The sequence below is a fragment of the Nocardioides sp. NPDC058538 genome, from assembly GCF_042719275.1.
GTDB lineage: Bacteria > Actinomycetota > Actinomycetes > Propionibacteriales > Nocardioidaceae > Nocardioides.
The window spans coordinates 1-17,410 of record NZ_JBHXNY010000060.1 but is presented as its reverse complement, the minus strand read 5'-3'; the positions used below and the strand labels follow the sequence as shown (position 1 = coordinate 17,410).

The 17,410-nt window shown below is 69.1% G+C and carries 19 protein-coding genes and 1 tRNA gene; 9 read left to right on the top strand and 11 right to left on the bottom strand.

The features are described 5' to 3' along the window. Nucleotides 1-70: 70 nt before the first annotated feature. Both ACFWQC_RS27600 and ACFWQC_RS27595 read right to left on the bottom strand, forming a co-directional pair. The gene (locus ACFWQC_RS27600) at nt 71-1,621 is read right to left on the bottom strand and encodes an FMN-binding glutamate synthase family protein (RefSeq protein ID WP_378685821.1); all 1,551 of its coding nucleotides are present in this window, start codon (nt 1,619-1,621) and stop codon (nt 71-73) included. 64 nt (nt 1,622-1,685) lie between these two features. Next, a complete protein-coding gene (locus tag ACFWQC_RS27595; RefSeq protein WP_378685819.1) occupies nt 1,686-2,684 on the bottom strand; it encodes an LLM class F420-dependent oxidoreductase in 999 nt (332 codons plus the stop codon). Between the two features lie 77 nt (nt 2,685-2,761). On the opposite strand from ACFWQC_RS27595, the gene ACFWQC_RS27590 reads away from it, so the two are divergent. Genes ACFWQC_RS27590 through pdxY form a run of 4 tightly spaced genes read left to right on the top strand, consistent with a single transcriptional unit; the run spans nt 2,762 to nt 5,581 of the window. Continuing rightward, complete coding sequence (locus ACFWQC_RS27590) at nt 2,762-3,451, top strand: uracil-DNA glycosylase (RefSeq protein ID WP_378685816.1); 690 nt, start codon at nt 2,762-2,764, stop codon at nt 3,449-3,451. 48 nt (nt 3,452-3,499) lie between these two features. Beyond that, the gene (locus tag ACFWQC_RS27585) at nt 3,500-4,075 is read left to right on the top strand and encodes a hypothetical protein (RefSeq protein ID WP_378685812.1); all 576 of its coding nucleotides are present in this window, start codon (nt 3,500-3,502) and stop codon (nt 4,073-4,075) included. A gap of 28 nt (nt 4,076-4,103) precedes the next feature. Beyond that, nucleotides 4,104-4,709, top strand: coding sequence for a rhomboid family intramembrane serine protease (locus ACFWQC_RS27580; protein ID WP_378685809.1), 606 nt, complete (start codon nt 4,104-4,106; stop codon nt 4,707-4,709). Between the two features lie 23 nt (nt 4,710-4,732). Further along, entirely contained in the window at nt 4,733-5,581 is an 849-nt protein-coding gene (gene pdxY / locus ACFWQC_RS27575; protein WP_378685806.1) for a pyridoxal kinase PdxY, read from the top strand. On the opposite strand, the gene ACFWQC_RS27570 is transcribed toward pdxY, so the two are convergent. Continuing rightward, complete coding sequence (locus tag ACFWQC_RS27570) at nt 5,582-5,986, bottom strand: HNH endonuclease (protein ID WP_378685803.1); 405 nt, start codon at nt 5,984-5,986, stop codon at nt 5,582-5,584. A 35-nt stretch (nt 5,987-6,021) separates the two neighbouring features. Next, nucleotides 6,022-6,097: transfer RNA gene (locus tag ACFWQC_RS27565), tRNA-Thr, on the bottom strand. Between the two features lie 182 nt (nt 6,098-6,279). On the opposite strand from ACFWQC_RS27565, the gene ACFWQC_RS27560 reads away from it, so the two are divergent. Then, entirely contained in the window at nt 6,280-7,809 is a 1,530-nt protein-coding gene (locus ACFWQC_RS27560) for an alanine/glycine:cation symporter family protein (protein WP_378685800.1), read from the top strand. Between the two features lie 2 nt (nt 7,810-7,811). Here the strand turns inward: ACFWQC_RS27560 and ACFWQC_RS27555 are convergent, their stop codons facing one another. Genes ACFWQC_RS27555 through nirD form a run of 5 tightly spaced genes read right to left on the bottom strand, consistent with a single transcriptional unit; the run spans nt 7,812 to nt 12,672 of the window. Continuing rightward, nucleotides 7,812-9,338, bottom strand: coding sequence for a metallophosphoesterase (locus ACFWQC_RS27555; RefSeq protein WP_378685797.1), 1,527 nt, complete (start codon nt 9,336-9,338; stop codon nt 7,812-7,814). A gap of 50 nt (nt 9,339-9,388) precedes the next feature. Next, nucleotides 9,389-10,342, bottom strand: coding sequence for a 23S rRNA (guanosine(2251)-2'-O)-methyltransferase RlmB (gene rlmB / locus ACFWQC_RS27550; protein ID WP_378685794.1), 954 nt, complete (start codon nt 10,340-10,342; stop codon nt 9,389-9,391). After that, a complete protein-coding gene (gene cysS, locus ACFWQC_RS27545; RefSeq protein WP_378685791.1) occupies nt 10,342-11,751 on the bottom strand; it encodes a cysteine--tRNA ligase in 1,410 nt (469 codons plus the stop codon). The genes rlmB and cysS overlap by 1 nt, the downstream gene beginning before the upstream one ends. 30 nt (nt 11,752-11,781) lie before the next feature. After that, complete coding sequence (gene ispF, locus ACFWQC_RS27540) at nt 11,782-12,264, bottom strand: 2-C-methyl-D-erythritol 2,4-cyclodiphosphate synthase (protein ID WP_378685788.1); 483 nt, start codon at nt 12,262-12,264, stop codon at nt 11,782-11,784. Nucleotides 12,265-12,303: 39 nt separating this feature from the next. After that, nucleotides 12,304-12,672, bottom strand: a complete 369-nt coding sequence (gene nirD / locus ACFWQC_RS27535) for a nitrite reductase small subunit NirD (RefSeq protein ID WP_378685785.1) — start codon at nt 12,670-12,672, stop codon at nt 12,304-12,306. Between the two features lie 183 nt (nt 12,673-12,855). Here nirD and ACFWQC_RS27530 point away from each other — a divergent pair, with 183 nt between their 5' ends. After that, nucleotides 12,856-13,557, top strand: a complete 702-nt coding sequence (locus ACFWQC_RS27530) for a 2-C-methyl-D-erythritol 4-phosphate cytidylyltransferase (RefSeq protein WP_378685782.1) — start codon at nt 12,856-12,858, stop codon at nt 13,555-13,557. Here ACFWQC_RS27530 and ACFWQC_RS27525 read toward each other — a convergent pair. After that, entirely contained in the window at nt 13,550-14,158 is a 609-nt protein-coding gene (locus ACFWQC_RS27525) for a hypothetical protein (protein ID WP_378685779.1), read from the bottom strand. The two genes, ACFWQC_RS27530 and ACFWQC_RS27525, sit on opposite strands and share 8 nt — an antisense overlap. Before the next feature lie 102 nt (nt 14,159-14,260). Further along, on the bottom strand, nt 14,261-14,746 hold the full coding sequence (locus tag ACFWQC_RS27520; RefSeq protein ID WP_378685776.1) for a CarD family transcriptional regulator: 486 nt from the start codon (nt 14,744-14,746) through the stop codon (nt 14,261-14,263). Nucleotides 14,747-14,981: 235 nt separating this feature from the next. Between ACFWQC_RS27520 and ACFWQC_RS27515 the strand changes: the two genes are divergently transcribed. From ACFWQC_RS27515 to ACFWQC_RS27505, 3 genes are read left to right on the top strand one after another with little or no spacing between them, the layout of a single operon-like run. Next, a complete protein-coding gene (locus ACFWQC_RS27515) occupies nt 14,982-15,827 on the top strand; it encodes a UbiA family prenyltransferase (RefSeq protein ID WP_378685773.1) in 846 nt (281 codons plus the stop codon). A gap of 43 nt (nt 15,828-15,870) precedes the next feature. Next, nucleotides 15,871-16,635, top strand: coding sequence for a hypothetical protein (locus ACFWQC_RS27510; protein WP_378685771.1), 765 nt, complete (start codon nt 15,871-15,873; stop codon nt 16,633-16,635). After that, nucleotides 16,635-17,375: a phosphoglyceromutase gene (locus ACFWQC_RS27505; RefSeq protein WP_378685768.1), complete on the top strand. Its 741-nt coding sequence runs from the start codon at nt 16,635-16,637 to the stop codon at nt 17,373-17,375. Before ACFWQC_RS27510 ends, ACFWQC_RS27505 begins: the two co-directional genes overlap by 1 nt. Nucleotides 17,376-17,410: the final 35 nt, after the last annotated feature.

Here is a 17,410-nt window from a genome sequence, read left to right as displayed (position 1 = left end):
AGTCGGCACCCAGGTGCCGACTCGACCGACGCGAGTGACGTCTCGGCCGACGTACCTGACGCGTCGGCTCTCAGGCGGTGTTCGGCTTCTCGTTGAACGTACGGTGCGGCTGTACGACGGCGAGGAGCTCGCTGGCCACATCGGGGCCGAGGGCACCCCAGTGGTCCTTGTAGCCGTAGACACCGGCGAGGGTGCGTGACTCGTAGTCGCCGTTCATGACCTCGATGTCGTGCGGCGTGATCAGGCCGGGGTGGGCGACGCCGACGGCGGCGGAGACCTTCGTCAGCTCCCTGCGCAGGGTCCTGAGGTAGCTGGCGCAGCGATCGCCCTTGTCCTGCGGGTCGAGGCCGCCGGAGAGCCACTTGCTCTGCGTCGCGACGCCGGTCGGACAGGTGTCGTCGTGGCACTTCTGAGCCTGGATGCAGCCGATCGACATCATCGCCTCGCGGCCGACGTTGACCATGTCGGCACCGAGCGCGAAGGCGACGGCGGCGTTCTCCGGCAGGCCGACCTTGGCCGAACCGATGAAGGTGACCGAGTCGGTCAGGCCAAGCTCGGCGAAGGTGCCGTAGACCCGCGAGAAGCCGATCCGGTAGGGCATGGCGACCGCGTCGGAGAAGATCAGCGGCGCGGCGCCGGTGCCGCCCTCGCCGCCGTCGACGGTGATGAAGTCGACGCCCCGCTCGCCCGACCGCATCTTTCCGGCGAGCTCCTGCCAGAACTCCATCTCACCGACCGCCGACTTGATGCCGACCGGCAGCCCGGTCTCGGCGGCGATCATCTCGACGAAGTCGAGCATCGAGTCGACGTCGTGGAAGGCGGAGTGCCGAGACGGCGACACGCAGTCCTTGCCGAGCTCGATGCCGCGGATCTCGGCGATCTCCGGGGTCACCTTGGCCGCCGGCAGCAGTCCACCGAGGCCGGGCTTGGCGCCCTGGGAGAGCTTGATCTCGATCGCCTTGACCGGCGCGGTGGCGACCCTCTCCTTGAGCCGACCGATCGAGAAGGTGCCGTCGGCGTTCCGGCACCCGAAGTAGGCGGTGCCGATCTGCATCACCAGATCCGCGCCGCCTTCGAGGTGGTAGGGCGAGATGCCGCCCTCACCGGTGTTGTGCATCGCCCCGGCCCGGCGTGCGCCCAGGTTGAGCGCCTTGATCGCCGGCCCGGACAGCGACCCGAACGACATCGCCGAGATGTTGACGACCGACTCCGGCCGGAACGCCTTCGCGCGCCCGCGCGGACCTCCGAGCACCTTCGCCGACGGGAGCTTGGCGGCCCGGTCGTGGTCGTCGGGCAGGGAGTCGGCGAACGTACGGTGCTTGATGTGGATGTGGCCCTGGACGTGCTCGATGTCGTTGTCGGTGCCGAAGCCGAAGTAGTTGTTCTGCTCCTTGGCCGAGGCGTAGACCCAGCGCCGCTGGTCACGGCTGAAGGGCCGCTCCTCGTCGTTGTCCGCGACGATGTACTGCCGCAGCTCCGGCCCGATCTTCTCCATCAGGTACCGCGCGTGCCCGATCACCGGGAAGTTCCGCAGGATCGCGTGCTTGCGCTGGGTCAGGTCGCGCGCGGCGACCACGCCGGCGGCAACTGCCACTCCCCCGAGGAGGGTCGTCATCTTCATGTACGCCTTCCTACCGGGCGGTCACCTCGTTGTAAACGTCCGCGACGGTGTCGCCGGGCGTCGCTCAGGCGAACTCGGGAATGACCTTCGACTCGAAGAGCTCGATCGAGGAGCGGTCGTAGGCGGCATCGGCGAAGTAGCCGATGGCGTACGTCATCCCCAGCCCTTCCACGGCCTTGAGCTTCTCCACGGCCTGGTCCGGGGTGCCGACCAGCGAGGTCGGTCCGTCGACGGCGCCGTTGACGACCTCGGCCGCCTTGGCCGCGCCGAGGTGCGGCACCAGCCGGGCCTCCCAGGCTTTGACCTTCTCGGCGACCTCGGCCCCGTTCTCGCCGAGCAGCACGTTGAAGTTCGACGAGCGGGTGATCTCCGCGAAGTCGCGCCCGAGGGTCTCGCAGTGGCCGCGCAGGATGTCGGACTTCGCCTTGAAGGTCTCCGGGTCACCGAGGAAGTTGGTGTAGTCGGCGTACTGCGCCGCGATCTTGAGCGTCACCTTCTCGCCGCCGCCGGCGATCCACAGCGGGATGCCGGAACGGCCCTGCTGAAGAGGCAGCGGCTGACAGATGGCGCCGTCGACCTGGTAGTACTTCCCGTCCAGCGACGAGATGCCCTTGGTCCAGGCCTGCTGGAAGATCTGGACGCCCTCGCGGAGCATCCCGAGTCGGTCGCGCGCCTCCGGGAAGCCGTAGCCGTAGGCCCGCCACTCGTGCTCGTACCAGCCCGCGCCGATGCCCATCTCGACCCGGCCACCACTGATGTGGTCGGCGGTCGCGGCGACCTTCGCCAGGTAGGCCGGGTTGCGGTAGGACATGCACGAGCACATCTGCCCGAGGCGCACCCGCGACGTCACCGCGCCGAGACCCGCCATCAGCGACCAGGCCTCGTGGGTCGCCTGGTCGGAGGGCTCCGGGGTGGTGTGGAAGTGATCGTAGACCCAGATCGACTCCCAGCTCCCGGCATCGGCGTGCAGAGCCAGGTCCTTCATGGTCGTCCACTGGTCCGCCGGGTCGATCCCGACGAGGTCGAAGCGCCATCCCTGCGGGACGAAGAAACCGAACTTCATGTCTACTCCTTGATGAGTCCAACCTGGGGTGCCACGGACAACTTATCCGTCGGTGCCAGCCGATACCCTCATCATTTATGAGCGCACTGGCAGGACTCGTGGACAAGGGCCTGATGGCAGCCGACTGGGCCGAGGCGCTGGCACCGGCCGAGCCGCAGATCGAGCAGATGGGCCGCTTCCTGCGCGACGAGCTGGCAGCCAGGCGTCCCTACCTTCCCGACGGCGACCGGATCTTCAACGCCTTCCGGCGCCCGCTGCGAGACGTACGCGTCCTGATCGTCGGCCAGGACCCCTACCCGACCATCGGGCACCCGATCGGGCTCAGCTTCGCGGTCGAGAAGGACGTACGTCCACTGCCGGCGTCGCTGCGGAACATCTATGCCGAGCTGGCCACCGACCTCGACCTGAAGATGCCCGAGCACGGCGACCTGTCGACCTGGGCCGACCGCGGCGTGATGCTGCTCAACACCTCGCTGACGGTGCGGCCGGGTGCGCCCGCCTCCCACTCGAAGAAGGGCTGGGAAGAGGTCACCGGGCGGGCGATCGACGTTCTCGGCCGACGCGGCGGACCACTGGTCGCGATCCTGTGGGGCCGGCACGCGCAGAACCTCGAGCCAAAGCTCAACGGGGTGCCCGCGGTCAAGTCCGTCCACCCCTCGCCGCTCTCCGCGCGCCGGGGGTTCTTCGGGTCCCGGCCGTTCTCCCGCGCCAACGCCCTCCTGGTCGAGCAGGGCGGTTCACCGGTCGACTGGTCCCTGCCTGATTGAGCTCTGTCCGATTAGGATCGGCCCATCGGCGCGGTGAACGGGGGTCACGTGGGCGCGAACACGACCGGACCGACGCTGTCGGTGTCACGGCGGCTCAAGATCGCCGGCACCATCGTCGTCGTCCTGGCGGCGGTCTGGGCCGCCGTGCTCGGCGGCCGGGCCCTCCTGGAACGGGCCGGTCCTCCGGAGTTCCCCGCGACCGACGTGCGCGACTGGGCGACCTTCGCCGACCACCTCGTCCTCGGCACCGCCGGCCCCACCGACACAGACCGGCTCGAGGTCACGACCGTCCTGTGGAGCCGGCAGGGAGCCCACCAGATCGGCCGCGGGATCGACCTCGACGCCGACATGACCGAGGGCGAAGCGTACGCCGTGCCGGTGGCCTGGCTCGAGGGCGGCGGCGGACGCTGGGTGGCACTGTCGGCCGAGGCGGTGCTGCCCCTCGACGGCGGGCGGCTGGATCCCGATGCCCTGGCCGGGGGTGGCCAGACCTGGGCGGCCGACCACGCCGGGGAGTCGCCCCGGGCCCTCGCCACCGAGCTCTACGAGACCGGTCCGCACCCGGCCGCCGTCCCCTACCTCTATGAGAGTCTCGAGCAAAGGCTCGCCGCTGTGGAGCGGTAGGTAGGGTGCTGTGGCTAGTATTTTGGGCGTGAGCCAGGACTCCCCCACGCGGCCCCAACGTGCCAACTGGCTTCGGGCCGGCATTTGGTCGCTCGGCTTCGTCGCCCTGCTCTGGGTGCTCGAGGCCACCGACTACATCAGCGGACACCAGCTCGACACGCTGGGCATCCAGCCACGCACCGACGCCGGCCTGCTCGGCATCGTCTTCGCGCCGGTGCTCCACTTCGGCTGGGCCCACCTCTACGGCAACACCCTGTTCGCGCTCGTTCTCGGCTTCCTGGTGCTCGCCTCGGGCGTCGGCCGCGGGATCGTGGCGACGCTCATCATCTGGGTGGTCGGAGGCGTCGGCGTCTGGCTGATGTCGCCCCCGGGCAGCATCACCGCCGGCACCTCGATGCTGATCTTCGGCTGGCTCGTCTACCTGATCCTGCGTGGTCTGTTCAGCCACCGTGTCGGCCAGATCGTCATCGGCGTGGTCATCTTCCTTGCTTGGGGCAGCCTCCTCCTCGGCGTGCTCCCCGGGCAGACCGGTGTCTCCTGGCAGGGCCACCTCTTCGGCGCGATCGGTGGCGCGCTGGCCGCCTGGCTGCTCAACGACCCGTCCCAGAAGCAAGCCCAGAAGAAGGCCGCCTGAACCAGCTGATGGAGACTGGCTCCATGCAGATCCTCTCCATCCAGTCGCACGTGGCCTTCGGCTACGTCGGCAACTCGGCGGCAGTCTTCCCGATCCAGCGCCTCGGTCACGAGGTCTGGCCCGTGCTCACGGTCAACTTCTCCAACCACACCGGCTACGGCGCGTGGCGTGGACCGGTCGTGGCCGCCGACCAGGTCGCCGAGGTCATCGAGGGGATCTCCGAACGCGACGGTCTCTCCACCGTCTCCGCGGTCCTGTCCGGCTACCAGGGCGACCCGGCCGTCGGCGCGATCATCCTGGATTCCGTACGCCGCGTGAAGGCGCTCAACCCGCGGGCGCTCTACTGCTGCGACCCGGTGATGGGCGACGTCGGGCGCGGCATGTTCGTCCGTGAGGGCATCCCGGAGTTCATGCGCGACGAGGTCGTCCCGGCTGCCGACGTGATCACGCCCAACCACTTCGAGCTCAACTTCCTCGCCGGTCTCGAGTCGACCGACACGCTGCAGGAGGTGCTCGCCGCCGTCGACATCGTCCGCGAGTCCGGACCGTCCAACGTGCTGGTGACATCGGTGATCACCAAGGACCCGACCCACCTCGACCTGGTCGCCGTCTCCGACGAGGGCGCCTGGTCGGTCACCACTCCCCTGCTCCCGATCTCCCCCAACGGCGGCGGAGACGTCACCGCGGCGGTCTACCTCTCCCACCTGCTCTCGACCGGCTCGACGCCGGCTGCCCTCGGCCGCACCGCGAACACCCTCTTCGCCATCCTCGACCGCACCCTCAAGTCCGGCCGCCGCGAGCTCGAGCTCATCGCCTCCCAGGACGACATCGCCAACCCGCCGACGACGTACGAGGTCACTCAGCTCCGCTGATCAGTAGGACTTGCCGTCGGCGTACCTCTGCCGACGCCAGGCCCTGCCGCTCCCCCGGTTCTTGGCCTTGTACGTCGGCAGCTGGCTGTCGCACTTCGGACAGAGAAGCCGGAGGTTCTCCCGTCGATTGTTAGACGCGTCGCCGTCGACGTGGTCGAGCACGAACGCGAGTTCCAGACCGTTCCACTCGGAGGGGATCGCACAGATCGCGCAGAGGCCCTCCTGCTGCTGGAGGACATAGTCGCGGATGTAGTGGCGACGCTTGCTCAGAGCCTTTCCGATCCCTGTCGTCAGCCACTCCTCGACCAAGCGCTTCTGCTTGACCTGCATCTGACAGGCGTTGCTGCAGTAGATCTTCTGGTGGCGCTGGGTCAGCTCACGCCCACACCCCAAGCATCGACTCATGGCAACGACTGTATGGCTAGGCGCCGACAGTTCCGTGGAGCCGCGTAGGAGAATCGAACTCCTGGCATCCAATTTACAAGATTGGCGCTCTACCAACTGAGCTAACGCGGCATGCCGCCCAAAGCGTGGCGACGGCTGGACAATCGTAGCCAGTCATCGTCCAGAGTGCGTATCCGGCGTGTCGTCAGGGCCGTGACCGGCCCGGCCGTAACCCCCTCGAGAACACTCACGTGACGTACGTCTGAGAGGGTTTCTCTTCATCCGAAGTCGACGGGTAGACGAAGGGAAGACGGATGACGGACATCTTGGGCGCCATCAGTGCTGTCATATGGAGTGACTGGCTCGTGTATCTCTGCCTTGCGGTGGGGGTGTTCTTCTCCGTGCGGTCGCGGTTCCTTCAGGTTCGGCACTTCCCGGAGATGATCCGGCTCCTCGTGCGCGGCGAGAAGTCGGCCTCCGGCGTCTCCTCGTTCCAGGCACTGGCGATGTCGCTGGCCGGGCGCGTGGGCACGGGAAACATCGCCGGCGTCGCCACGGCGATCGCCTTCGGCGGTCCGGGCGCGATGTTCTGGATGTGGGCGGTCGCGTTCCTCGGCGCCTCGACGTCGTTCGTGGAGAGCACGCTGGGTCAGGTCTACAAGACCCGTGACCCGATCACCGGTGAGTATCGCGGCGGTCCGGCCTACTACTTCAGCCGAGCTTTCGCACACACCCGCGCCCGCCGCCTCTTCACGGTCTACGGGTTCGTCTTCGCGGCGGTGACCGTGCTCGCGTGCGGCGTACTCCTTCCTGGTGTCCAGGCGAACTCCATGACCGCCGGCATGGCCAACGCGTGGGGCGTTTCGACCTGGGGCGTCGCGATCGCGACGGTCATCGTGTTCGCGTTCGTCGTGGTCGGCGGCGTCAAGCGCATCGCGTCCTTCGCGACGCTCGTGGTTCCCTTCATGGCGGTGGCGTACGTCGCCGTCGCCATGGTCGTCGTGGTGGTGAACTCGGAACAGATCCCGGGGGTCATCAGCGACGTGGTGTCGAGCGCCTTCGGACTCCACTCCACGTTCGGCGCCGTGCTGGGGCTGGCCGTGATGTGGGGTGTGAAGCGCGGCGTCTACTCCAACGAGGCGGGGCAGGGCACCGGTCCTCATGCGGCCGCCGCGGCCGAGGTCTCGCACCCGGCGAAGCAGGGGCTCGTGCAGGCGTTCGCCGTGTACGTCGACACCCTGTTCGTCTGCACGGCGACGGGCTTCCTGATCCTTTCCACCGGCGCCTATCGCGTCTTCGAGGGTGGCAGCGAGAGCGGGGATGTTCTCGCGGACGGCGGCGTGCTCGCCGCAGGCACCGAGGTCGGCCCGGCTTACACGCAGTCGGCCTTCGACACCGTGTTCCCCGGGATCGGCGCGTCCTTCATCGCCATCTCGCTCGCCTTCTTCTGCTTCACGACGATGGTCGCCTACTACTACATGGCCGAGACCAACCTGCGCTTCATCGTCGGCCGGTTTGCAACCGTTCGGCTGGGCGGACAGCGTGGAGTCTCGCTCGGGCGGCTCACGACGCTGGCGCTGCAGGCCGTCATCCTGGTCGCGTCTGCGTACGGCTGCGTGTCGACGGCCAGCGACGCCTGGACGCTCGGCGACATCGGCGTCGGTCTGATGGCGTGGCTGAACATCGTCGGGATCCTCGTCCTCCAGCAACCTGCGTTCGCGGCGCTCCGCGACTACGAGCGGCAGAAGAAGCAGGGCCTCGACCCGGTCTTCGACCCTCGCGCCCTGGGAATCACCGGGGCGACGTACTGGGAGAGCTACGACCGCGATCGCGAACGGGTCTAGCCTCACTCGCTCCCGGCGGGCTCCTCGAGCGGGACGTACTCGTGGGCGGTGAGGGCGCCGTTGGTCTCCAGCTCGACGGACTGGACGCCGACGGGGAGCCCGTCGGCGTAGGTGATCAGGGTGACCTCGGCGGTGCGGCGGATCTTCCCCATCGCGAAGGCGTACGCGGCGCCGCCCGTGGTGCCGTTGGTGTAGGTCCAGCCGATCTCACCGTTCTCGCCGATCACCTCGCTCGGTCCCTGGTGGACGTGGCGGTGGCCGCCGACGACGAGGGTCGCGCAGCCGCGTCGCAGGGTCTCGCGGCCCAGCGAGGGGTCGTGGACGAGGAGGGTCGCGACGGGCTTGCCGTCCTCCTTCGAGGCGCACGCGATGTCGGCCAGCTTCTCGCCGGCCTCCTCGAGGGTGACGCCCTTCTCGTCGATCCAGTTACCGAGGCCGCTGGTGCGCGGGTCGGGTACGCCCAGGAGCGTCGAGTCGCCGGGGCCGTCGACGACCTCGCCGTCGAGCATGGTCCACCCCTGTTTGGCCAGGTAGTCGCCGACCGTCGGGCCGTGATCGTGGTTGCCGGTGACCGCCCACTTGTCCAGGCCGTCACTGGCGTCGGTGAGCGAGTCGAGGGAGAAGGTCTCCCAGTCGGATCCGGTCGAGGTGTCGTCGCCGGCATCCAGGACGCCCGTCGCGCCACCCTCGTCGGCGATCGCGCGCACCACGGAGTCCATGCCGACGTTGTCGTGGCGGTCGGAGACGAGGACCGACACGGTCTCGTCGTCGCCCGGCTCGCGCAGCGCCAGGTCCGGCACCTTCGCCACGACCTTCTCGTAGAAGGTCCGGCTGGAGTTGTAGGTGTCGACGGCGCTGGCTACGAGCCGACGGGTCTGGTTCGCGTAGGCGTCGCCGCGGACCTCCACGTCGGCCAGCTCGTCGGGCACGGGGATCGCCGCGCCGAGGAAGTCGGCCAGCGGGGTCCAGTCGCCGGCGACCGGTCCGGCCTCCTTGTCCGCGGCGGGCGCTCCGGCCTCGCCCCAGGGCTGCCAGACCGCGACCGCGAGCACCGCCACCGTGACCACGCCGATGCCCGCGGTGCTGAGACCGTGCCGGGTGAGGGCCGATTCCTTGACACGTCTGCGCAGGTCAGCACGGCGTTGGGAGCCCGGCAGCCACCACAGCACAGCTCCCCCGGCGACGATCGCCAAGGAGATCGCGGCACCGCGGAGCACGGCTGCGACGAGCATCGACTCGACCTGCTCCACCACGACCGCGCGCTGACCGTCGGGAGCCGACCCGAGGACCGCGTAGCGCTCGAAGAGCTCGTCCATCGACCGCAGCTCGGTCTTCCCGAGGGTCACGTCCACACCGACCGGGCCACCGACGTCCAGACGTACGTCGGGCAGCACCGGTCCGGTGTGGATGATCGCCTTCCCCGACAGCGTCGGGCGCAGGACCGAGTCGTGGCCGGCCAAGACCACCTGGCGTTCGCTGGACAGGAAGAGCCACGCGCTCAGCGCCACGGCCAGCACGAGCCACAGCACTCCGAGCCCCGCCCAGACGGCGAGGCCCCGAAACAGAGTGCGGCGAGAGATCAGCGACGCGCCTCCGCGACCGCGTAGAGCACGACCGACGCGGCGACGCCGGCATTGAGGGACTCTACGGAGTTGACCATCGGGATCGACACTATCTGGTCGCAGGTCTCCTGGACCAGGCGGGAGAGCCCGCCGCCCTCGGCACCGACGACGATCACCAGAGGACCGTCGGCGAGGCCCTCGGGGGCACCCAGCTCGCGCAGCGTGATGTCACCCTCCATGTCCAGCCCGACGACCATGCAGCCGGCTTCCTGGTAGGCCTTCAGCTGCCGGGTCAGGTTGACCGTCTGCGCGACCGGGATCCGCGCCGCGGCACCAGCACTCGTCTTCCACGCGGCGGCGGTCATCCCGGCCGCACGCCGCTCCGGGATCACCACGCCGTGGGCGCCGAAGGCCGCGGCCGAGCGCACGATGGCACCCAGGTTGCGCGGGTCGGTGACCTGGTCGAGCGCGACGATCAGCGCCTGCTCCCTGGCCTCGGCCGCGCGGTCGAGCAGGTCGTCGGCGTGGGCGTACTCATAGGCGGGGATCCGCGCCGCGAGCCCCTGGTGGCCGTTGAATCCGGTCAGCCGGTCGAGCTCGACCTTGGTCACCTCGAGCAGCGAGATGCCCTTCTCGGAGGCGAGCATGAACGCCTCGCGCAGGCGCCCGTCGCGCTCGGCACCCTCGGCGACGTAGAGCCCGTTGACGGGTACGTCCTCGCGCAGTGCCTCGACCACGGAGTTGCGTCCGATGATCCACTCGGCGTCGCCGGCGGCCCGCTTGCGCGGACCCTTGTTGCGCTGCTCCGAAGCCTGCGCCGCCTTGTGGGCCTTGTGGTAGGGCCGGTCCTTCGCCTTCGGCGTCGGGCCCTTGCCTTCGAGGCCCTTGCGGCGGTTGCCGCCGGTGCCGACCTGGGCACCCTTCTTGCGTCCCTTCGCGATCGCTCCGCGACGCTGGGAGTTGCCTGCCATCAGTTAACGCTCCATTTCGGACCCTCAGGGGTGTCCTCGATCTCGATCCCGGCGTCCTTGAGCCGGTCTCGCATGGCATCCGCGCGGGCCCAGTCCTTGGCGGCGCGCGCCTCGGCGCGCTCGTCCAGGACCCCGCGAACAAGTACGTCGAGCGCGCCGGTCAGCTTCTCGTCATCACCGCTCGCCGGACCCCACGCCGGGTCGGCGGGGTCCAGACCGAGGATGTCCAACATCGCGCGCACGCTCGCTGCGACCCCGCGCAGCGCCGGGCTGTCGCCGTCGGCGATCAGCTTGTTGCCCTCGCGTACGACCTCGTGCAGGGCGGCCACCGCGGCCGGGGTGCCGAGGTCGTCGTCCATCGCGTTGACGAAGTCGGCGCCGGGCACGCCATCTGCCGAGATCTCGCCAAGAACCGACGCCGCGCGCTCCAGGAAACCTTCGATCCGCTGGAACCCGGCTGCGGCCTCCTCGAGCGCCTCGAAGGAGAACTCGACGTGAGACCGGTAGTGGGCCGCGACCAGGTAGTAGCGCAGCTCGATGCCGCGTACCTTCTTCAGGACCTCGGGGATGACCAGCGAGTTGCCCAGCGACTTCGACATCTTCTCACCGGAGGTCGTGATCCAGGCGTTGTGCAGCCAGTAGCTCGCGAAGGGCCGGCCGGCAGCGCGCGACTGGGCCTGCTCGTTCTCGTGGTGCGGGAAGCGCAGGTCGAGGCCGCCGCCGTGGAAGTCGAAGGCGGGACCGAGGTACTTCCCGGCCATGGCCGAGCACTCGATGTGCCACCCGGGCCGTCCCAGACCCCAGGGCGAGGGCCAGGAGGCGGTCTCCGGCTCGGAGACCTTCCGGCCCTTCCACAGCGCGAAGTCACGTGGGTCGCGCTTGCCCCGCGGGTCGGCGTCGGCGGCGGCCTCCATGTCGTCGACCTTCTGCCCCGACAGTTCGCCGTAGGAGGGCCAGGAGCGCACGTCGAAGTAGACGTCCGCGGAGCCGTCCTCGGCAGCGTAGGCGTGCCCCTTCGCGATCAGCTCCTCGATCAGCGCGATGATCTCGGGGATGTGACCGGTGGCGAGCGGCTCGTAGGTCGGCCGGTCGACGTTGAGCGAGGCGTAGGCGGCGTCGAGCTCGCGGTGCATCGTGTAGCCGAGGTTGTACCAGGGGCGTCCCTGCTCGGCCGACTTCGCCAGGATCTTGTCGTCGATGTCGGTCACGTTGCGGATGAACGTGGTCTCATAGCCCGAGGCCCGCAGCCACCGCTGCAGGACGTCGAAGTTCACCCCGCTCCGCACGTGCCCGACATGCGGCTCGCTCTGTACGGTCAGGCCACAGACATAGAGCGACGCCTTGCCGGGCTGCAAGGGGGTGAAGTCACGTACTTCACGGGTCGCCGAGTCGTAGAGCCTGAGTGCCATACCCCAAGTCTAGGGACGTACGCGGGTTCCCTAGGTATCGCGACGCACGACGAGCGCGGTCGCGATCGCGGCGACGCCCTCGCCGCGTCCGGTGAGGCCGAGACCGTCGGAGGTCGTCGCGGTCACCGTGACCGGCGCGCCCGCCGCAGCGGAGAGCGCCCGGTTGGCCTCGTCGCGGCGCGGACCGATCTTGGGCCGGTTGCCGATCACCTGCACGGCGACGTTCCCGATCTCGAAACCTGCCTCGCGGACCCGGCGCGCGGCCTCGGCGAGCAGGACGACTCCGGCCGCCCCGGCCCACTCGGGCTCGGAGGTGCCGAAGTTGGACCCCAGGTCGCCGAGCCCCGCGGCGGAGAAGAGCGCGTCACAGCAGGCGTGGGCAGCCACGTCCCCGTCGGAGTGCCCGGCGAGACCCTGCGGCTCGTCGGGAAAAGCGAGGCCGGCCACGTGCATCGGGACACCGTCGGCAAGGCTGTGTACGTCGGTCCCGATGCCGACCAGAGGAAGCTGCACGCTCCGCAGTCTCCCAGATGCCCGGCCGATCGGATGCAGTCAGGCAGCCTTGCGGTGCCCGACGTGGATGAGCCCGTCGACGACCCGGACCTCGTAGGCGGGGATGGTCACGTGCGGGTCGTCCAGGCATTGTCCCGTACGCAGGTCGAACCCGTGCCGGTGAGCCGGCGAGGCCACGAACGGCACCCCCTCGCGCACCCCGACGATGCCCTTGGCGATCACCGACGCCTTGGCGAACGGATCGTGATTTCCCAGGGCGTAGACGACGTCGTCGGGCATCCGGAAGATGGCGATGGCCTGCCCGTGGACCAGTGCCGTGGCGCCGCGCTTCACCTCGAGCGCGTCGACCGGGCAGACGGACTGCCAGTCACCCTGGTCGTCGCGCTGCGCTCGCTGGCGCTCACTCATGACGTCGCCGGCCCGAGCCGCTTCGTCCACATTCGTCGGGTCCCTCCCTTAGGTGGATTTGAACCGTAGGACGCGTGAGGGACACCTCCTGTTTCGCTCTGTTACGCGTACGTAAACACCAGCGCCCAGCCCACCGACCCAGCCCTTCGGCAGTCGCCTCCGCCGAACGGATAGCCTCCAGGGGTGCCTGCCGCTCTCGTCCTCCTGGCCGCCGGATCCGGCACCCGCGTCGGAGCCGCCACCAACAAGGTGCTGCTCCCGCTCGACGGGTCCGACGATCCGGCCTCCTCAGCCCTCGGCCTCTCGCTCCAAACCGCCCTGGCGGTCGCCGACGTGCGCCGTCTCGTCCTGGTCGTACGCAGCGGCGACGAGGCGGCGGTCGCGGCCGTCGCCCAACCCCTGCTCGGCGACCGCGAGGTCGTGATGGTCACCGGCGGCGACACCCGCCACGCCTCCGAGCAAGCGGCGCTCGCCGTGCTCCGGGCCGACGTCGAGGCCGCCGGGGATGACGGCATCGACGTGGTCGCGATCCACGACACCGCCCGGCCGCTGGCGTCGCCCGAGCTCTTCTCCGTGGTCATCGGCGTCGCCCGCAAGCACGGTGGCGCCATCCCCGCCGCCCCGCTCAGCCACCTCTCGACGCGTGACCTGCAGCCGGTGGCGGGTGCTCTCGTCGGCGTACAGACACCGCAGGCGTTCCGGGCGGCCGACCTCCTGGCCGCCTATGACCAGGCCGCGGCCGACGGCTTCGACGGCACCGACACCGGCGCGACCCTGGAGCGCTACGCCTCCGGCGTACGCGTCGTCGCGGTGCCCAGCTCGTCGCTGAACCTCAAGGTGACCTTCGCCGACGACCTGGGCGCGGTCACGACACTTCTCAGCTGAGTGCGCTGGCCGACAGCGCCTCGAGCAGGCGTACGTCATCCTCGGACGCGACACGGCGGCCGACCGGCGGCGCCTCGACCGAGACGACCGGGAACCGGCGGGCCAGCGACCCCGCGATCTCGGCGAAGTCGCCGGCGGGCCAGTCGTCCAGGGCGGCCACGACGGCCGGGGGCAGCACGATCGGCGATGCGACCGAGACCAGCGAGGTGCGGTCGATGGTCGCGCCGAGCACCGGCACCCCGTCCTCGATGCCCAGGTGCTTGACGGTGTCCGTGACCGGGCGTACGCCGACCACGACCGCCTCGCGCGCGAGCGCGGTCGAGACACAGTGTGCGATGAAGGCCGGCGGGGTCATCGGGCACAGCGAGTCGTGCAGAACGAGCGGCTCCTCGGCCGCGACCATCGCCTCCCACGAGGTGGTGAAGTCGACGGGGGTCACTCCGGACTCTCCGAGGGACCAGGTCGCCGCGGCGACCAGCGCCTCACCGTGGATCAACGTGAACGGCAGCGAGCCTCGGCTGTCCTCGGCGACGATCCCGAGGGCCGGCGGAACCTCGGCGGTCTCGTCGATCTCGTCGTAGTCGGCGTAGGGGTCCTCCATAGAGCCACCGTATCGGCCTCAGTGAGTCCCCTGCTGAGCCCCCTAAGACGCGAAACAGGCCCCGGGTTTCCCCGGAGCCTGTAACGCAGACCGAAACCAGCGTCAGCTGGCCAGCACCTCGTCGAGGAGGACTTCAGCCTTGTCTTCGTTGGTGTGCTCGCACAGCGCGAGCTCCGAGACGAGGATCTGGCGTGCCTTGGCGAGCATGCGCTTCTCCCCGGCGGAGAGGCCACGGTCACGCTCACGACGCCACAGGTCACGCACGACCTCGGCGACCTTCATGACATCGCCGCTGTGCAGCTTCTCCAGGTTTGCCTTGTAACGACGCGACCAGTTGGTCGGCTCTTCGACGTGCTCCGCACGAAGCACCTCGAAGACTCGATCAAGCCCGTCCTTGTCCACGACGTCCCGAACTCCGACGAGCTCGAGGTTCTTTGACGGAACACGCACCACGAGGTCCTGCTGAGCGATGATGCGGAGGACCAGATACTGCCGCTCCTCGCCCTTGATGGTGCGCATCTCGATGTCTTCGATGACGGCCGCGCCATGGTTCGGGTATACGACGGTCTCGCCGACGGTGAAAGTCATATTTTTAGGTACCCCTTCCTAGGGCTATAAGTCTACCACGGATCTTAGAATTCGGATTCCGTGTTTGCGCAGGTCAGGGGCTCAATCTGGGGTTGACAGATTGACAACTTGTGTGGTTCCGCGCGCGCAGGCCCGGCGAACGTGGCAGCATGGCTGATTTCGAAACGACGCCGAAATCTCGCCGTAGCCAGCCTGTTGTCCTGCGCGACCGGGCCGAGTGCTTGATACTGCCGCCATGGCGAATGCATCGCAGAGCGCCCCCAAGACCATCTTCACCGTGTCGTCGCACGCCCAGGATCAGGACCCGGAAGAGACGCAGGCCAGTGCGTCGGCCGTTCCTGATGCCCCGGCGGGCAGAGCAAGCGTCATGAACAAGGTGGGCAACTGGGCCCCGTTCCTCCTCATCCGCTCCGCCCACCCCCGCCAGGCGGTGCTGACCGCCATCGGACTGTCGGTGGCGGCCGTCCTCGCCGGGCTGACGACGCGCGAGGTGACGCTGATCGCGGTCACCGTGCTCGTCGGCCAGGCGGTCCTCGGCTGGCACAACGACCTCGTCGACCAGGCCGTCGACCGCCGTCACGAGCGCGAGGGCAAGCCGATCTCGGACGGCCGTCTCGAACCGGGCAGCGTCTGGTTCGCGCTGTGCTGCGGCGTACTGCTCGTCATTCCGCTCTCGGTCACCTCTGGCACCGTCGCGGGGCTGTTCTACCTCGGCTCGCTGGTGCTCGGGATGCTCGCCAACGTACTGCTGCGCAAGGGCCTCTTCTCCTGGGTCCTGTGGGCGGCGGCCTTCGCCTGCTACCCCGGATACCTCTCGTACGCCGGCTGGGCCGGTGAGTCCGCGGGCGGAGCGCCCCACTGGGTGATGGTCGCGCTCGCGGCGGCACTCGGTGTCGGCGTGCACTTCCTGACCGCGCTGTGGGGCCTGGTCGCCGACAACGAGGACAAGTGGACGTACCTGCCGCTCAAGGCCGGACTGAAGCTCGGGGCCGGCAAGCTCCTCCTCGTCGCGCTCGTCTACATCGCCCTGGTGATCGCCGGGATGCTGTACGCCGCGAGCTCAGTCGGACTGCGTGCCTGACCCTTTTCCGATATCGCAGGATCGGGCGGATAGAGTGTCGCGCGTGACGACCAAGGTTATGCAGAAGCGGCTCGCAGTGACGGGCGCACTCGTGGCTCTCGCCCTTCCGGCGCTCACCGCCTGCAGCAGCTTCGACTACGCGACGGACCGGCCCAACGACATCACCCACGGCGGCTCGACGCTCGACGGTGCCATCCGGATCAACGCCGCTCGCATCGTGACCGCGCAGGAAGGCTCCGGCGTCCTGGTCGGCACCTTCTCGCTCGACCCGGCGATCAACCCGGCGGTCGCCGGCAAGGAGCTGCCGTCGGTCACCTCGATCGCCACGGCGCCCGAGGCCGAGGAGACCGTCACCCCCGAGTCCTTCACCCCGATCGAGCTGCCGAAGTCCGGCATCATCAACCTGGCCGACCCGGCCATCGGTGGCATCGCGGTCACCGGCGACTTCAAGCCGGGCGACAGCATCCCGATGACCTTCACCTTCTCCGAGGGCGAGGAGAAGACCGTCTCCGTCCCGGTGGTCACCCAGTGTGGTCCGTACGCCGATGTCGTCGCCGCCGTCGACGAGACCACGAAGCCCGCGAAGAAGGGCAAGAACGCCGAGGCCCAGGCGTCCGAGGACGCTGCTGCCGAGGGAGCTGCCGAGGGCAGCGAGGAGGCTTCGACCCTGCCGGCCGACGAGCCCGCCGAGGGCGAGCACGCCACCGAGGGCGAGGCGCACGACGAGTCCGCGGGCACCATCTCCGAGGACCCCTACTCCTGCGAGTTCCCGCCGGCCGCTCTGCCCGGTGCCGAGGAAGCTCACTGATGACCTACAAGCTCGTCCTTCTGCGTCACGGCGAGAGCGAGTGGAACGCGCTCAACCTGTCCACCGGCTGGGTCGACGTCGATCTCACCGACAAGGGCCGGGCCGAGGCCGTCAACGGCGGCAAGCTGCTGGCCGAGGCCGGGATCCTTCCCGACCTGGTCCACACGAGCCTGCTGCGCCGTGCGATCAACACCGCCAACATCGCGCTCGACATCGCCGAGCGCCACTGGATCCCGGTGCGCCGCGACTGGCGTCTCAACGAGCGCCACTACGGCGCACTCCAGGGCAAGAACAAGTCCGAGACGCTGAAGAAGTTCGGCGAGGAGCAGTTCCAGCTGTGGCGTCGTTCCTACGACGTACCACCGCCGCCGATCGAGGCCGACTCGGAGTACTCCCAGGCCGGTGACCCGCGCTACGCCGACATCGAGGTGCCCGCCACCGAGTGCCTCAAGGACGTCGTCGCCCGGATGCTCCCCTACTGGGACTCGGCCATCGTGCCCGACCTGAAGACCGGCAAGACGGTCCTGGTCACCGCCCACGGCAACAGCCTGCGCGCGCTGGTCAAGCACCTCGACAACATCTCCGAGGCCGAGATCGCGAAGCTCAACATCCCCACGGGCCAGCCGCTGGTCTACGAGCTCGACGAGTCGCTGAAGCCGGTCGTCGCCGGCGGCACCTACCTCGACCCCGAGGCCGCGGCCGCAGCCGCTGAGGCAGTCGCCAACCAAGGCAAGCAGTAGCACCAAAGATCCCGCCGGGTCGGCTCGTCCTGACG

What these genes read in the sequence shown, in the direction of transcription:
- ACFWQC_RS27600 (WP_378685821.1), bottom strand. Translation starts at nt 1,621, where the DNA reads ATGAAGATGACGACCCTCCTCGGGGGAGTGGCAGTTGCCGCCGGCGTG.
- ACFWQC_RS27595 (WP_378685819.1), bottom strand. Translation starts at nt 2,684, where the DNA reads ATGAAGTTCGGTTTCTTCGTCCCGCAGGGATGGCGCTTCGACCTCGTC.
- ACFWQC_RS27590 (WP_378685816.1), top strand. Translation starts at nt 2,762, where the DNA reads ATGAGCGCACTGGCAGGACTCGTGGACAAGGGCCTGATGGCAGCCGAC.
- pdxY (WP_378685806.1), top strand. Translation starts at nt 4,733, where the DNA reads ATGCAGATCCTCTCCATCCAGTCGCACGTGGCCTTCGGCTACGTCGGC.
- ACFWQC_RS27570 (WP_378685803.1), bottom strand. Translation starts at nt 5,986, where the DNA reads ATGAGTCGATGCTTGGGGTGTGGGCGTGAGCTGACCCAGCGCCACCAG.
- ACFWQC_RS27560 (WP_378685800.1), top strand. Translation starts at nt 6,280, where the DNA reads ATGACGGACATCTTGGGCGCCATCAGTGCTGTCATATGGAGTGACTGG.
- rlmB (WP_378685794.1), bottom strand. Translation starts at nt 10,342, where the DNA reads ATGGCAGGCAACTCCCAGCGTCGCGGAGCGATCGCGAAGGGACGCAAG.
- cysS (WP_378685791.1), bottom strand. Translation starts at nt 11,751, where the DNA reads ATGGCACTCAGGCTCTACGACTCGGCGACCCGTGAAGTACGTGACTTC.
- nirD (WP_378685785.1), bottom strand. Translation starts at nt 12,672, where the DNA reads ATGAGTGAGCGCCAGCGAGCGCAGCGCGACGACCAGGGTGACTGGCAG.
- ACFWQC_RS27525 (WP_378685779.1), bottom strand. Translation starts at nt 14,158, where the DNA reads ATGGAGGACCCCTACGCCGACTACGACGAGATCGACGAGACCGCCGAG.
- ACFWQC_RS27520 (WP_378685776.1), bottom strand. Translation starts at nt 14,746, where the DNA reads ATGACTTTCACCGTCGGCGAGACCGTCGTATACCCGAACCATGGCGCG.
- ACFWQC_RS27515 (WP_378685773.1), top strand. Translation starts at nt 14,982, where the DNA reads ATGGCGAATGCATCGCAGAGCGCCCCCAAGACCATCTTCACCGTGTCG.
- ACFWQC_RS27505 (WP_378685768.1), top strand. Translation starts at nt 16,635, where the DNA reads ATGACCTACAAGCTCGTCCTTCTGCGTCACGGCGAGAGCGAGTGGAAC.